Source organism: Aeromonas sp. ASNIH2, assembly GCF_002934795.1.
In the GTDB taxonomy this organism is placed as follows: domain Bacteria; phylum Pseudomonadota; class Gammaproteobacteria; order Enterobacterales; family Aeromonadaceae; genus Aeromonas; species Aeromonas caviae.
Genome location: NZ_CP026406.1, coordinates 2,925,001 through 2,939,472 on the forward strand (window position 1 = coordinate 2,925,001; position 14,472 = coordinate 2,939,472).

Sequence of the window (14,472 nt, forward strand, 5' to 3'; positions counted from 1 at the left end):
CGTCCGTCGTGAAGAGGGAAACAACCCAGACCGCCGGCTAAGGTCCCAAAGTTCTGGTTAAGTGGGAAACGATGTGGGAAGGCTCAGACAGCTAGGATGTTGGCTTAGAAGCAGCCATCATTTAAAGAAAGCGTAATAGCTCACTAGTCGAGTCGGCCTGCGCGGAAGATGTAACGGGGCTCAAACCAGGCACCGAAGCCGCGGATTCACGCTAAGCGTGAGTGGTAGGGGAGCGTTCTGTAAGTCTGCGAAGGTGTATCGAGAGGTATGCTGGAGATATCAGAAGTGCGAATGCTGACGTAAGTAACGATAAAGGGGGTGAAAAGCCTCCTCGCCGGAAGACCAAGGGTTCCTGTCCAACGTTAATCGGGGCAGGGTGAGTCGACCCCTAAGGTGAGGCCGAAAGGCGTAATCGATGGGAAGCAGGTTAATATTCCTGCACGACTTGTAATTGCGATGGGGGGACGGAGAAGGCTAGGTGGGCCAGGCGACGGTTGTCCTGGTGAAAGTGCGTAGGTGGTGTTTCTAGGCAAATCCGGAGACACAACACTGAGACACGAGACGAACGCACCACGGTGCGGAAGCCATTGATGCCCTGCTTCCAGGAAAAGCCTCTAAGCTTCAGATTACAAGTCATCGTACCCCAAACCGACACAGGTGGTCGGGTAGAGAATACCAAGGCGCTTGAGAGAACTCGGGTGAAGGAACTAGGCAAAATAGAACCGTAACTTCGGGAGAAGGTTCGCTCTTGATGGTGAAGTCCCTTGCGGATGGAGCTGTCGGGAGTCGCAGTGACCAGATGGCTGGGACTGTTTATCAAAAACACAGCACTCTGCAAACACGAAAGTGGACGTATAGGGTGTGACACCTGCCCGGTGCCGGAAGGTTAATTGATGGGGTTAGCGCAAGCGAAGCTCTTGATCGAAGCCCCGGTAAACGGCGGCCGTAACTATAACGGTCCTAAGGTAGCGAAATTCCTTGTCGGGTAAGTTCCGACCTGCACGAATGGTGTAACCATGGCCATGCTGTCTCCACCCGAGACTCAGTGAAATCGAATTCGCCGTGAAGATGCGGTGTACCCGCGGCTAGACGGAAAGACCCCGTGAACCTTTACTACAGCTTGGCACTGAACATTGAACCTACATGTGTAGGATAGGTGGGAGGCTTTGAAGGCGTGACGCCAGTTGCGCTGGAGCCGTCCTTGAAATACCACCCTTGTATGTTTGATGTTCTAACGCAGGGCCCTGAATCGGGCTCGCGGACAGTGCCTGGTGGGTAGTTTGACTGGGGCGGTCTCCTCCCAAAGAGTAACGGAGGAGCACGAAGGTTGGCTAATCCTGGTCGGACATCAGGAGGTTAGTGCAATGGCATAAGCCAGCTTAACTGCGAGACGGACAGGTCGAGCAGGTACGAAAGTAGGTCATAGTGATCCGGTGGTTCTGAATGGAAGGGCCATCGCTCAACGGATAAAAGGTACTCCGGGGATAACAGGCTGATACCGCCCAAGAGTTCATATCGACGGCGGTGTTTGGCACCTCGATGTCGGCTCATCACATCCTGGGGCTGAAGTCGGTCCCAAGGGTATGGCTGTTCGCCATTTAAAGTGGTACGCGAGCTGGGTTCAGAACGTCGTGAGACAGTTCGGTCCCTATCTGCCGTGGGCGTTGGATGATTGAAGGGAGTTGCTCCTAGTACGAGAGGACCGGAGTGAACGAACCTCTGGTGTTCGGGTTGTCACGCCAGTGGCACTGCCCGGTAGCTAAGTTCGGAATCGATAACCGCTGAAAGCATCTAAGCGGGAAGCGAGCCCTGAGATGAGTCATCCCTGACCCCTTGAGGGTCCTAAAGGGCCGTTGGAGACCACAACGTTGATAGGTGGGGTGTGTAAGCGTAGCGATACGTTGAGCTAACCCATACTAATTACCCGTGAGGCTTAACCATACAACACCCAAGAAGTGTTTCTGGCCTTGTAGCGAATGAGTGAACTACTTACAAATTCAGTGATAATGACAAGCAACTAGCAAAGTCGTTATTCACGTCAGCTTTCTGGATTAAGATTTTGCCTGGCGGCAATAGCGCAGTGGAACCACCTGACCCCATGCCGAACTCAGAAGTGAAACGCTGTAGCGCCGATGGTAGTGTGGCATTCGCCATGCGAGAGTAGGACACTGCCAGGCACCCAATTAAACGGTGATGTGAAGAATCACATGGCTGGCTGCGAGGATGACACCTCATAGAAGCGGCAAATGATTTAGCGAAAGCTAACCGAATGCGGAGCGGTAGTTCAGTCGGTTAGAATACCGGCCTGTCACGCCGGGGGTCGCGGGTTCGAGTCCCGTCCGCTCCGCCACTAAATTGAAAGGCCTTCCCTATCGGGAAGGCCTTTTTGCTTTCTGGCGTCTGGATAAGAGCTCAGGGAACAAGAGGCAACCGACGGGTCTGCCGCCTGTTACTGACAACCCGCCTCTTCCCCCCTGTGGTGCTTGCGTGTCTGGCATTGTCCCTTTACCCAGGGCTTACCCTTCGCTCTGGTTTGCCTTCGTTCCCCCATCTTTTCCCAACCCGGCCAATCGACCGGGCTTTGTCGAGTCTGGAGATGAGCATCGCAAGCACGCGAATACGCTCTGGCCGAGAGTGCCAGAGGACCATCGGGAGCTCATATGCGGATAAGAGATAAGCAAAGCGCTTTTTCTTTCTTCATGGAATATGCATAAGCGGGCATGCTGTACTCAACCCAACGATATGGAGTATCACCATGAAACTGCGAATGACCGCTCTCACCGTTCTCTCCCTGCTGGCTCTCGGTCAGGTCCAGGCCGCCGAGGTGCGGCTGCTGAATGTCTCCTATGACCCGACGCGGGAGCTGTTCCAGGAGTACAACAGTGCCTTTGCCAAGGAGTGGAAGGCCAAAACCGGCGACGATGTGGTGGTGAGCCAGTCACACGGTGGCTCAGGCAAACAGGCTCGTGCCGTGGTGGACGGACTGGAGGCTGACGTGGTCTCCCTGGCGCTGGCCTATGACGTCGATGCGGTGGTCAAGGCAGGTCTCACCGCCAGCGACTGGGAAGGGCGTTTGGCCAACAATGCCTCTCCCTATACCTCCACCATCGTCTTCCTGGTGCGCAAGGGGAATCCCAAGCAGATCAAGGATTGGGGCGACCTGGTGCGCAAGGATGTCGCCATCATCACCCCCAACCCCAAGACCTCCGGCGGTGCGCGCTGGAATTATCTGGCTGCCTGGGGCTATGCCCTGAAGAAAAGCGGCACTGAAGAGGGCGCCAAACAGTTTGTCAGCGATCTGTTCAAGAATGTGAGGGTGCTGGACTCCGGGGCTCGTGGCGCCACCACCAGCTTCATCGAACGCGGGCTCGGGGATGTGTTGCTGGCCTGGGAAAATGAAGCGTTGCTGGTGCTCAATCAGCCGGGCACCAGCGACAAATTCGAACTGGTGGTGCCCTCGGTCTCCATCCTGGCCGAGCCGCCGGTAGCCGTGGTGGACAAGGTAGCCAAGAAGCATGGTACCGAGGCCGTCTCCAAGGCTTACCTCGAGTATCTCTACTCTGACGAAGGGCAGCGCATTATCGCCAAATACCACTATCGTCCGAGCAATCCGGCGATCCTGAAGGAGACTGCGGCCCAGTTCCCCAACCTGACGCTCTTTACTGTCAAGGATCTGGAAGGAGATTGGGACAAGGCACAGAAGAAGCACTTCGCCCAGGGCGGATCGTTTGACCAGATTTACCAGCCGGGCCGCTAAGAGACGCAGGCCCCTGTGACAACAGATAGGAGTACCACGATGAACAAGATCCTTCTGGTTCCCGGTCTGCACAACAGTGGGCCGGATCACTGGCAGAGCCGCTGGCACCAGCAATTTCCCCAGTGGCAAAGAATGATGGGTCTGCCCTGGGACAAGCCGGATCTCACGGTCTGGAGCGCCAAGCTGGCGAGCAAGCTCAGGAGCCGGCGCAGCCGGGTCCACCTGGTCGCTCACTCCTTCGGCGCTCTGACGGCCATCGCTGCCGCCAGACTGCAACCGGACAAGGTCTCCTCCATCTTCATCGTTGCCCCTGCCGATCCTGCCCGTTTCGGTATCCCGGATGAGGTGTTGGCGGGGGCCATCAAGGTCTCTGCCCAGTTGATCGCCAGCCGCAATGACCCCTGGATGAGTTTCGAGCGGGCAGAGTTCTGGAGCCGGCAGTGGCAGGTGCCCTTGTTCGATGCGGGGGAGGTGGGCCATATCAATGCCCAGTCCGGCCATGGGGAGTGGCACCAGGGCCTCGCTTTGCTCGGCACCCTATACCGCCGTGCCGAAATGGTGGTGGAGCCTGCTCCTGCCGAGTGGGGCAAGCAGGCTGCACTCAGTTTTCGATGAGGGACCCTCGGATTGTCTCGGCACGATTTCCAGACAGGCTGGCAACTTGGCCAGCGTGACTGACTTTGCATGTTCCCGGTTTTACCGCTCCGTCATTTAGGTCTTTTATTTATATAAAAGACCTTTTTTATGCTTATCGCTCTAAAAGCCTTGTTCCACCATTGTTAGATAAAAAAGTGCTTAGCAAAGGCATTATTGGTGTTTGTTGTCCCTGGCCGCCGTGAGCAAAATCGTCACATCCAAAGTATTTATAACAAACGGATGTGTTATGCGATTAAGTTCTTATTCCGTCCTGCCAGGCTTGGGGCCAACGCTGGGCTTCAGTCTGCTCTATCTGGGCATACTGGTGCTGCTGCCGCTCTCGGCACTGGTGCTGTTTGCGGTGAACAACCTGAGCGCCGCCGAGTTCTGGCAGGTGATCGGCTCCCCCCGGGTGCTCGCCTCCTTTCGCCTGAGCTTTGGCGCCGCCTTCATTGCCGCCCTGCTCAACAGTCTGTTCGGTCTGATACTGGCCTGGGTACTGGTGCGCTATACCTTTCCCGGCCGCAGACTGGTGGATGCGCTGATCGACCTGCCCTTTGCCATGCCGACTGCCGTCTCCGGCATCGCCCTGTGCGCCATCTTTGCCCCCAACGGCTGGATTGGCCAATGGGTCGCTCCGCTGGGCATCGAGCTTGCCTACAACCCCATAGGGGTGGTCATTGCCCTGACCTTTATCGGGCTGCCCTTTGTGGTGCGTACCCTGCAGCCGGTGCTGCGGGAAGCGGAGAGCGAGCAAGAGGAGGCGGCCGCGAGCCTGGGTGCCAACCGCTGGCAGACCTTCATCCGGGTACTGTGGCCGACCCTGGTACCTGCGCTGCTCACCGGTTTTGCCCTGGCGTTTGCTCGCGGCGTGGGGGAGTACGGCTCTGTCATCTTCATTGCCGGCAACCTCCCCATGGTGTCCGAGATTGCCCCCCTGATGATCATGAGTCACCTGGAGGAGTATGACTACGCCGGTGCATCGGCCATTGCGTCCGTCATGCTGCTCATTTCCTTTGTGCTGCTGTTGCTCATCAACAAGTTGCAAGCCTGGAGCTGGGCTCGCATCGGAGGAAGCCGTATATGAACGCCTCTACTGCACATCTCGATCAGGCCCAGGAGTCCGCTCCGGCCACCCCGGCGCGTCATCCCCCGGTGACCCATGAACCGGTCTGGGTCAAATGGCTGCTGGTCACCGTCGGTCTGGGCTGGTTTGCCGCCTTGCTGCTGTTGCCGCTGGCCACCGTCTTCATCCAGGCGCTGAGCCCGGGTCTGGCCTTCTTCTGGCACGCCATCAGCGAGCCGGATGCCCTGAGCGCCCTGGGGCTGACCGCCCTAGTGACGCTCTGCTCGGTGCCCCTGAACCTGCTGTTCGGGCTGGCCGCCGCCTGGGCCATCGCCCGGTTCCGCTTTCCTGGCCGGCAACTGCTTATCACCCTCATCGATCTGCCGTTCTCGGTCTCGCCGGTCATCGCGGGCTTGATGTTCGTGCTGCTGTTCGGCAGTCGCGGCTGGTTCGGCGAGTGGCTCAGCGAGCACGACATCAAGATCATTTTCGCTACCCCGGGGATCATCCTGGCGACCACCTTCATCACTGTGCCCTTCGTGGTACGCGAGCTGCTGCCCCAGATGGAGGCGCGAGGCCCGGAGGAAGAGGAGGCCGCCATCATGCTGGGGGCGAGCGGGTTGCAGATGTTCTGGCGGGTGACCCTGCCCGGCATCCGCTGGAGTCTGATGTATGGCCTGCTGCTCTGTACCGCCCGGGCGGTGGGGGAGTTTGGCGCTGTCTCCGTGGTTTCCGGCCACATTCGCGGCCAGACCAACACGCTGCCGCTGCACATCGAGATCCTTTACAACGAGTACCAGACCGGTGCCGCCTTCGCGGTGGCAAGCCTGCTGGCGCTGTTCGGGATCTTCACCCTGCTGGGTGAGACCCTGCTGGCCAGGCTGCGCGGCCAACCGACCCAGTCCCATTGATCCCGAATTAACGGTTATAGGAGAGGCATTCATGAGCATTCAGGTTCAAGGGCTCAACAAGCATTTCAATCAGTACGCGGCGCTGGCCGACATCAACCTCGATTTTCACGACGGTGAGCTGGTCGCCCTGCTCGGCCCCTCCGGCTGCGGCAAGACCACCTTGCTGCGGATCATCGCCGGGCTGGAGCAGGCGGACAGTGGCAGCGTCATCATCCGCGGCGAGGATGCCTCGGATCTCCATGTGCGCGAGCGCAACGTTGGCTTCGTGTTCCAGCACTACGCCCTGTTTCGCCACATGACGGTGTTCGAGAACGTGGCCTTTGGCCTGAGGGTCAAGCCGCGCAGCGAACGCCCGGACGAGGCGGCCATCCGCACCCGGGTCAAGGAGCTGCTGGATCTGGTGCAGCTCAGCCATGTCGCGGCACGCTACCCGACCCAGCTCTCCGGTGGTCAGCGCCAGCGGGTCGCCCTGGCCCGGGCCCTGGCGGTGCAGCCCAAGGTGCTGCTGCTGGACGAGCCTTTCGGCGCCCTCGATGCCCAGGTGCGCAAGGAGCTGCGCCGTTGGCTGCGTGAGCTTCACGACGAGCTGCATGTCACCAGTCTGTTCGTGACCCACGATCAGGAAGAGGCCCTGGAGGTGGCGGATCGGGTGGTGCTGATGAACGCCGGCAAGGTAGAGCAGATTGGCACCCCTGCCGAAGTGTATGATCAGCCCGCCAGTGCCTTCGTGCACAGCTTCCTTGGCAGCGTGAACCTGTTTCGTGGCAGGGTGGCCGGGCAGGGGCTTGGCATCGGTGAGCAGCAACTGGGTGGCCCCATCCCCTCCCATCTGGCAGAAGGGAGTGCGGCCATCGCCTATGTGCGCCCCCACGAGCTGGAGATCCTGCCCTCGGATGCCCCCGGTGGCATTCGCGCCACCATTACCCGCCTGCTGCCCATGGGGCCGCGCATCCGGGTGGAACTGCGTGGCGATGGGGAGACGGGAGGTGCCCACTACGAGGCCGAACTGAGCAAGGAGGCCGCCCGGGCCTTTGCCCCCGGCCAGGGGGTGCGTCTGGTGGCCAGGCAGGCACAGCTCTATCCCGACTACCAGATCTGAGGTCAAGCCGCGAGGTGCGGCCCTCTTTCAGGCTTGCTGCCGGGCCATGATCCCGGCAATCCATAACAAGAGGACGGTGGCACGAGCCACCGCCACTCAGCGCAGGAGGCGATGAGGTGAACTTTCAGCAATTGCGAATCATTCGGGAGGCGGCACGGCGGGATTACAACCTGACCGACGTGGCCAATGCCCTCTTTACGTCCCAGTCCGGGGTCAGCCGCCACATTCGCGAGTTGGAGGAGGAGCTGGGGCTCGCCCTCTTCATTCGCTATGGCAAGCGTCTGCTCGGCATGACCGAGCCGGGCAAGGAGTTGCTGGTGATCGCCGAGCGTATCCTGGGGGATGCCGAAAACATCCGCAAACTGGCGAGCACCTTTGCCAATCGCGACTCGGGCCGGCTGCTCATCGCGACCACTCATACCCAGGCCCGTTATGCCCTGCCGAGGGTAGTGAAGGCGTTTCGGGAGCAATTTCCTCTGGTACAGCTGGAGCTGCGTCAGGGGAGCCCGGAGGAGATAGTGCGGCTGGTGCAGACCGGCGAGGTGGACATCGGCATCAGCAGCGAGCAGCTCGACAAGAGCGAAGGGGTGGTGGCCTTTCCCTACTACCGCTGGCACCACAATATCGTCGTGCCGGAGCAGCACCCCCTCACCGCCGAGCGGGAGCTGACCCTGGCCGCTCTGGCCCACTGGCCCATCGTCACCTATCAGGCCGGCCTCACCGGTCGGGCACGGGTGGATGATGCCTTTGCCGAGGCGGGCATAGTGCCGCAGATCCTGCTGACCGCCCAGGACTCAGACGTCATCAAGACCTATGTCGAGCTGGAGATGGGGGTGGGCATACTGGCGGACATGGCGTTCGATTCCCAGCGGGACAAGGGGCTGGTGCAACTGGACGGCAGTCGGTTGTTTGCGCCGCACACCGCCTGGATCGGCCTCAAGCAGGGGCAGTTCCAGCACAACTTTGCCTGGCAGTTCATCCAGCTCTGCAACCCCGAGCTGGCGCTGGCGGAGATCCAGGCCCGCGCCATGAGCAACGAGCCCCTGCTCGACTATCAGATCTGAACCGAGGGGTGGATGAAAAACGGGGAGCCATGGGCTCCCCGTTTGTTTGATGTTGACCTGATCTGGCACCGGAAGCGCCGAGCGGGTTTCCGTCAGATCGGAGACGTCCCATCATTGCGCTGTCCAGGCCTCCTGCCAGTGGGAGCCTACGCCCGGTTCATACTGGGTGGCCGTGCTCGCCCACTGGCTGCACCAGCCGCTGTAGGGGAAGGGTTTGCACTGATAGACCTTACCGTTTTTCGGCTGCAGCACCCGGGTTCCGGTGGTGTAGGACTTGAGGCCGTCCGGGAAGGTGAACTGGTAATCGCCCCCGCTTGCCGGATCCTTGAACATGAGGTCCAGGGTCTGCTGCACCGCGTCACCACCGGCCTTGGGTTTGCCCTCGATCACCAGCTGATGGTGGCCTGCACTCAAGCCGGTCAGTGCCATGGAGAAACTCTGGCTGCCGTCCTTGATGTCGGCACTGCTCTGTCCCCTGGCGACACCGCCGTGGTCATAGAGGGTGTTGGTGATGGCGAGATCCCCCTGGGCCGTGACGGTGAAAGTCAGGGTGAGCTTGCCGTTGTCGAGCGTGTAGTCGCTCGCCAGACCGCTCACGCTGATCCCGTTCTCAACCGGGGGCTGCTGTTGCTCAAGCTGGATCTCGACCCGTTGCAGGTTGCTGCCAGCCTTGAGGTAGACCGGGTTCTGGCCGTAGACGGGGTTGAACTGGCCGTCCGTACCTTGCTGGCCAGCACGGATCTGGCTCTGCTCGGCGTTGATCTTGCTCGCCAGGGCGTGGGCCCAGTTGTTCTTCTGGCCCTGTCCGGAGCTGGCGATGGTCAGCTCGGTCTGGAGATCGGTGCGCTCGCCATTGGCATCGAACACCCGGGTTCTGGCTTTGTCACCCGCCACCAGGTCGATGGAGGGGTAGATAGTCCCTCCCTGGCTCCAGGTCAGCGGTGGCTGGGTGCCATCCTTGAACCGGGCGTCGATCAGGTTGTAGAAGCTGTTGGCGGTATCTCCTACCTCCCACACCCCGAGAATGACCTGATAACCGGTACGCGGGGGCAGGGTGCACTGATGGGTCACCTGTTTGGGGGGCTGCACCATGTTGCCCTCGATGACGCAGAAGGGATTGAGATCGAACGCATCCCGGGTGAGGGGCTGGTTCGGGTTCCAGTCCTGCTTGGTGAGGTAGTAGCGCCAGTTGCGGGTCACGTGGTTGGCGGTGAAGGTCCAGCTGATGGCGAAGGGGCCGGCCTGCACTTCACGCTTGGTCCAGCGATCGAGGGTCTGGGTGTTGAGCTCGCCGAATTGGGGGTGACCGGCCGAGGCTATCTGGCCGTCGGCGGGGCCGCCATCGGGGAAGCCGGAGGGGGCTTCCAGGCTCTGGGGTTCCCACTGGATGGCGCCACACTGGCTGTTGCCCCCTGTCTTGCACAGGTAGTTGCGCCCTTCGGGCTGGCTGATGTAGCCGTGAGCGAGTACGCCGCCACTGGCCAGCAGCGCCAGCGCTGCCGCGAGATGGGTGAGTCGGATATTTGCTGCCATACATTCCTCTGTTCGGTGATGTGGGCAGTCACGTTGGCAGGGGAGTTCCCCGAAACACGGTGCTGCAACCCCGCTATCCTGGACAGCTTGTCTTTAGACCGGAGGCTTTGCGTCCTGGCCTTTCAACCAGTTTGCCAAATGACTACAGAAAGGATCATGGTGCCGCCTGTGGCGACCACTCATCATGACTATATTTTGTTAAAAAATTAAGTGTAAAAATTGACAGTGCCATCTCATCGGAGCAGCGCATCAGCGGCAGATCACTCCATCGGGATCTGCGCGCTGGTTCAGTGCGAGAGGGTTGCCCGGGAGAGGCTCCCGTGGCCATGACAGGAAAGGAGCCCCTGCAAGCCTGGCAGGGGCTCATGGGGCCACTCAGTGGCGGGGTTGCATGCCTGCTCGGGAAGAGGACGCCTGGGTCGGTCGCATCATCCTGCCCTGGGCTTGGGCGTTGTCCAGCTTGAACACCGCCAGTCGCTCGTCGAGGCTTCGAGAGAGACCGGCCAGCAGTTCGCTCTCCTGGGCCAACTGGGAGGCCGCCTGGGACATCTCGAGTGCCGAGTCGTTGATGCCGCTGACGTTGCGGTTCATGTCTTCCGCCACCATGCTCTGCTGCTCCGCCGCCGTGGCGATCTGGGTCGCCATGTCGCTCACGTGCTGGATGTGATTGACGATGAGGGAGAGATCCTGCCCCGCCTTCTCGGACTGGTTGACGCTGCTCTCCGCCAGCTTGCGGCTGGCGTCCATGGCGTTGGCGGCGGTGACAGCCCGTTGCTGCAACTGGGTGATGGTACTCTGGATCTCCTCGGTGGAGTGGCGGGTGCGACTGGCCAGCTGGCGCACCTCGTCGGCCACCACGGCGAAGCCACGGCCCTGCTCGCCGGCCCGGGCCGCCTCGATGGCGGCGTTGAGGGCCAGCAGGTTGGTCTGCTCCGAGATGGCGCTGATGACCGCCGTCACCTCGCTTATCTGCATCACTCCCTCCTTGAGCTGGTTGACCTGCGAGGTGGCCTGATCCACCTCGGTGGCCAGCGCCTGGATGCCGTGCACGCTGGCATGGACATCCTGGTTGCCGAGCCCGGCCTCGCTGGTGGCATCCTGGGTGTCACGGGCCGTGTTTTCGGCGTGACCCGCCACGTCGGCGATGGTGGCGCTCATCTCGTTCATGGCGGTGGCGAGCTGGGCGAGCTGATCCCGCTGACTGTTGACCGCCTGGTTGGTCTGTTCGGCGGAGGCGGCGATGCGCAGGGCGGCATCCGCCACGTTGCGGGCCCCCTGGCTCGCCTCCAGCAGGGCGCGGCGGATGGCATCCAGCCCCTGGTTGGTGGAGCTGGCGACGGCGCCGAGCTCATCCCTGCCCAGCACCGGGATGCTGACCACCAGATCGCCGGCCGCGACCCGGGCCATGGCCTTGTTGATCTCGGCCAGGGGATTGACGATGGAGCGGCTGATGGCGAGTCCCAGCAGCCCCATCAACAGGATCACCAGCAAGGTGGCGCCACCCATCCACTCATATTGCGACCACATGGTGGCCTCAATGTCCTGCAACAACACACCGGAGCCCAGGATCCAGCCCCAGGGCTGGTAGCCCGTCACCAGCGACATCTTCTGGGCCGCCTCGCCGGACGGGGAGACCCACTGATACTCCAGCCTGCCCTGGTGGCCGCCCTTGCCGAGATCCACCATGTGCTGCCAGTGGGACTCGGCAGGGTTGTTGCCCATCTGCTGGCCGACCAGCTCGGGTTTGGCGGGATGCACCACCACCCGACGATCTTCATCCAACACGAACAGGTAGTTGTCCCCGTCAAAGCGCATGCTGTCGAGCATGGCCTTGGCCTGTGCCTTGGCCTGCTCCGGGGGGAGGGTGGCGGCCAGGGCCTGGATCCGGCTCATGGCCAGATCCAGCACCGCCTGCAGCCTGGCTTCCCGTTCACTCATCAGATTGCGGTGCAGGGCACTGGCCGAGATGAGCAGCAGTGCGATGAAGCCGACCAGGGCCAGTGAGAGCAGCAGCATCAGCTTGCGACTCACGGCAATATCACCGAGCTTGAACATAGTCTTATCCTTACTTTCCCATGCGGGTCTGATTGTGGCCGAACTGCCGGCCGGACCTGATTGTTATTATTTTTAACATATCGTTAACTTTCAATGGGTTGCGGTGGAAAACAGCCAATTGAGCAGTTTGACAACCAGTATAGCCAGCAGACAGAAACCCTCGCTTTTGATAGCGTGATGGCGCGCATCCCGGCGCACAATTTGTCTGCTCCATTTGCAAGAAGTGTGAATGGGTTGGCATTTCACCAAAAAGGAGTGGGCGCCCCCGTGGTTGCCCCATAACAAGAGGGAAGTTATGAGTTCCATTGCCAGGAATTATCTCAACCAGCTCAATGCCGATTACCTGCAGGTGCACAGACGCAAGGAGGACCTGTTCTGGTCCACCTACATGGGCACCAGCGACGATCAGGCAGGCTTCACCGCGGCCGAACAGGCCTACAAGGCGTTCTGTGCCGATCCTGCCCGCCTGACCGTGCTGCGGGAGATGCATGCCCAGGCCGAAGAGGCGGATCTCAGGCGCGGCCTGGGGGGCTGGATCGCCTTCTTCGAGTGCAACGTCATCGAAGATCCCGGTGCCTCCGCCCTGATGGACGAGCTGGTGGCCGCCGAGGCGGATCTCTTCGCCCGTCGCAAGGGGTTGAAGCTGACCTTGCTGGACGAGCAGGGCCGCCAGGTGCCCGGCAGTCTGCCCGCCGCCAGCACGGCGCTGGCCGCAAGTCGCGACGAGGCGGTGCGCCAGAGCGCGCTCGCCATGTTCCACACCCTGGAGCAGTGGGTGGTCGACAACGGCTATCTGGCCATCGTCGCGCTGCGCAACCGCTTCGCCCGTGCCATGGGCTATCGCGACTACTTCGATTACAAGGTGCACAAGAACGAGCAGATGAGCCCGGCGCAGCTGTTTGCCATTCTTGACGACTTCATCGCCCGTACCGATGCCCGCTTGCACCAGAGTCTGGCGGAGCTGAAAGCGGCCAAGGGGGAAGCAGCCCTGCTGCCCCACAACCTGCGCTACAGCGTGAGTGGTGACGTGACCCGCCAGCTCGACCCTTACGTGCCCTTCTCCCGGGCGCTGAAGGATTGGGTCGAGAGCTTCCGCCGCCTCGGCATCCAGTATCGTGGTGCCACCCTCACCCTGGATCTGCTGACCCGGGAGGGAAAATACGAGAACGGCTTCTGTCACGGCCCGGTGCCGAGCTTCTGGCAGGAAGGGGAGTGGGTGCCAGCGGTGGTCAACTTCACCAGCCTGGCCAATCCGGCCCAGGTGGGCAGCGGCTGGAGCGGGCTCAACACCCTGTTCCACGAGGGCGGCCACGCGGCGCACTTTGCCAACGTCACCGGCAACGCCCCCTGCTTCTCCCAGGAGTTTCCGCCCACCTCCATGGCCTATGCCGAGACCCAGTCCATGTTCTGCGACAGCCTGCTGGACGATGCGGACTGGCTCAAGCGCTATGCCAGAAACGCGGCGGGAGAACCCATCCCCGATGCGCTTATCCAGGCAATGATTGAAGCGCGCCAGCCATTTCGCGCCTTCAACGAGCGCCAGATCGCGCTGGTGGCCTACTTCGAGCGGGATCTCTACGCCATGGCAGAGAGCGAGCGTACCCCGGCCGCCGTGCTGGCACTGGCCCGCAAGTGGGAGCGCAAGATCCTGGGGGTGGAGAGCCCGCGCCCGCTGCTGGCCATCCCGCACCTTCTGAACCAGGAGTCGGCCTGCGCCTATCACGGCTATCTGCTGGCGCTGATGGCGGTGGAGCAGACCCGCGCCTACTTCCTGAAACGCGACGGCTACCTCACCGACAACCCGCGCATCGGACCGGATCTGGCCGCCCACTACTGGGGACCGGGCAACGGCATGACCCATGACGAGACACTGCAGAGCCTCACCGGCGAGGGTTTCAGCGCGGTGCCGCTGGCAGAGGCGTGCAACCGGAGTGCCGCCGAGGCGTGGCAACAGGCACAGACGTGCATGGCGGCGGCGCGGCAGCGCCCACCGGCAGGGGAGGGGACGCCCCTCGACGCCCATATCCGGGTGGTACACGGGGCCGAGCTCATCGCCGACAACAGCGAGTCCGAGGCGCGCATGCTGACAGACTTCGAGGCCTGGATCCGGCGCCTCGAGACCGCCGAACCAGTGACCCTGGCCTGAGCCCAGTGTCGCACTATCAAAAGAGCCCCATCAGGGGCTCTTTTTTGTGGGTTGAGATGGCCTGACCCCATGGCGCCAGCCTTGGATTGGCTGGTGGACAGGCTCAAGTGTCCTTGACGGCGCTGCCCGCTGGTTTTTCTTCCTGCGCCATCTTCCTGGCCTTGACGATCAGCGCTGAGGCGCCCAGTTGCGGGCAATAGGCGAC

At 61.4% G+C, this 14,472-nt stretch carries 9 protein-coding genes, 1 tRNA gene, 2 rRNA genes and 1 riboswitch (1 of these 13 only partly in view); of the genes, 10 read left to right on the forward strand and 2 right to left on the reverse strand.

What is annotated here, in order from left to right; genetic code table 11:
* The 9 genes from C3F36_RS13950 to cbl all read left to right on the forward strand — a co-directional run.
* A 23S ribosomal RNA gene (locus C3F36_RS13950) occupies positions 1 to 1,941 on the forward strand (it extends 948 nt beyond the left edge of the window).
* A 121-nt stretch (positions 1,942 to 2,062) separates the two neighbouring features.
* Positions 2,063 to 2,177: ribosomal RNA gene (gene rrf, locus C3F36_RS13955) — 5S ribosomal RNA — on the forward strand.
* A gap of 96 nt (positions 2,178 to 2,273) precedes the next feature.
* Positions 2,274 to 2,350: transfer RNA gene (locus tag C3F36_RS13960), tRNA-Asp, on the forward strand.
* 405 nt (positions 2,351 to 2,755) lie between these two features.
* A complete protein-coding gene (locus C3F36_RS13965) occupies positions 2,756 to 3,757 on the forward strand; it encodes a sulfate ABC transporter substrate-binding protein (RefSeq protein ID WP_104455255.1) in 1,002 nt (333 codons plus the stop codon).
* Positions 3,758 to 3,796: 39 nt separating this feature from the next.
* Positions 3,797 to 4,372: an RBBP9/YdeN family alpha/beta hydrolase gene (locus C3F36_RS13970; protein ID WP_104455256.1), complete on the forward strand. Its 576-nt coding sequence runs from the start codon at positions 3,797 to 3,799 to the stop codon at positions 4,370 to 4,372.
* A 268-nt stretch (positions 4,373 to 4,640) separates the two neighbouring features.
* Entirely contained in the window at positions 4,641 to 5,480 is an 840-nt protein-coding gene (gene cysT, locus C3F36_RS13975; protein ID WP_039039454.1) for a sulfate ABC transporter permease subunit CysT, read from the forward strand.
* Entirely contained in the window at positions 5,477 to 6,370 is an 894-nt protein-coding gene (cysW, locus tag C3F36_RS13980) for a sulfate ABC transporter permease subunit CysW (protein ID WP_010672826.1), read from the forward strand. The genes cysT and cysW overlap by 4 nt, the downstream gene beginning before the upstream one ends.
* Positions 6,371 to 6,401: 31 nt before the next feature.
* Positions 6,402 to 7,469: a sulfate/molybdate ABC transporter ATP-binding protein gene (locus C3F36_RS13985; protein ID WP_010672827.1), complete on the forward strand. Its 1,068-nt coding sequence runs from the start codon at positions 6,402 to 6,404 to the stop codon at positions 7,467 to 7,469.
* Between the two features lie 116 nt (positions 7,470 to 7,585).
* Positions 7,586 to 8,533 (forward strand): HTH-type transcriptional regulator Cbl, encoded by a 948-nt coding sequence (gene cbl, locus C3F36_RS13990; protein ID WP_104455257.1) that lies wholly within the window; start codon positions 7,586 to 7,588, stop codon positions 8,531 to 8,533.
* A 111-nt stretch (positions 8,534 to 8,644) separates the two neighbouring features.
* Here cbl and gbpA read toward each other — a convergent pair whose 3' ends face one another.
* Together gbpA and C3F36_RS14000 are read right to left on the reverse strand one after the other, a co-directional pair.
* The gene (gbpA, locus tag C3F36_RS13995) at positions 8,645 to 10,066 is read right to left on the reverse strand and encodes an N-acetylglucosamine-binding protein GbpA (RefSeq protein ID WP_104455258.1); all 1,422 of its coding nucleotides are present in this window, start codon (positions 10,064 to 10,066) and stop codon (positions 8,645 to 8,647) included.
* 60 nt (positions 10,067 to 10,126) lie between these two features.
* Positions 10,127 to 10,212: riboswitch (cyclic di-GMP riboswitch) on the reverse strand.
* 229 nt (positions 10,213 to 10,441) lie between these two features.
* Positions 10,442 to 12,121, reverse strand: coding sequence for a methyl-accepting chemotaxis protein (locus C3F36_RS14000; protein WP_069652429.1), 1,680 nt, complete (start codon positions 12,119 to 12,121; stop codon positions 10,442 to 10,444).
* Between the two features lie 295 nt (positions 12,122 to 12,416).
* On the opposite strand from C3F36_RS14000, the gene C3F36_RS14005 reads away from it, so the two are divergent.
* Positions 12,417 to 14,267: a M3 family metallopeptidase gene (locus C3F36_RS14005; RefSeq protein ID WP_104455259.1), complete on the forward strand. Its 1,851-nt coding sequence runs from the start codon at positions 12,417 to 12,419 to the stop codon at positions 14,265 to 14,267.
* Positions 14,268 to 14,472 lie beyond the last annotated feature (205 nt).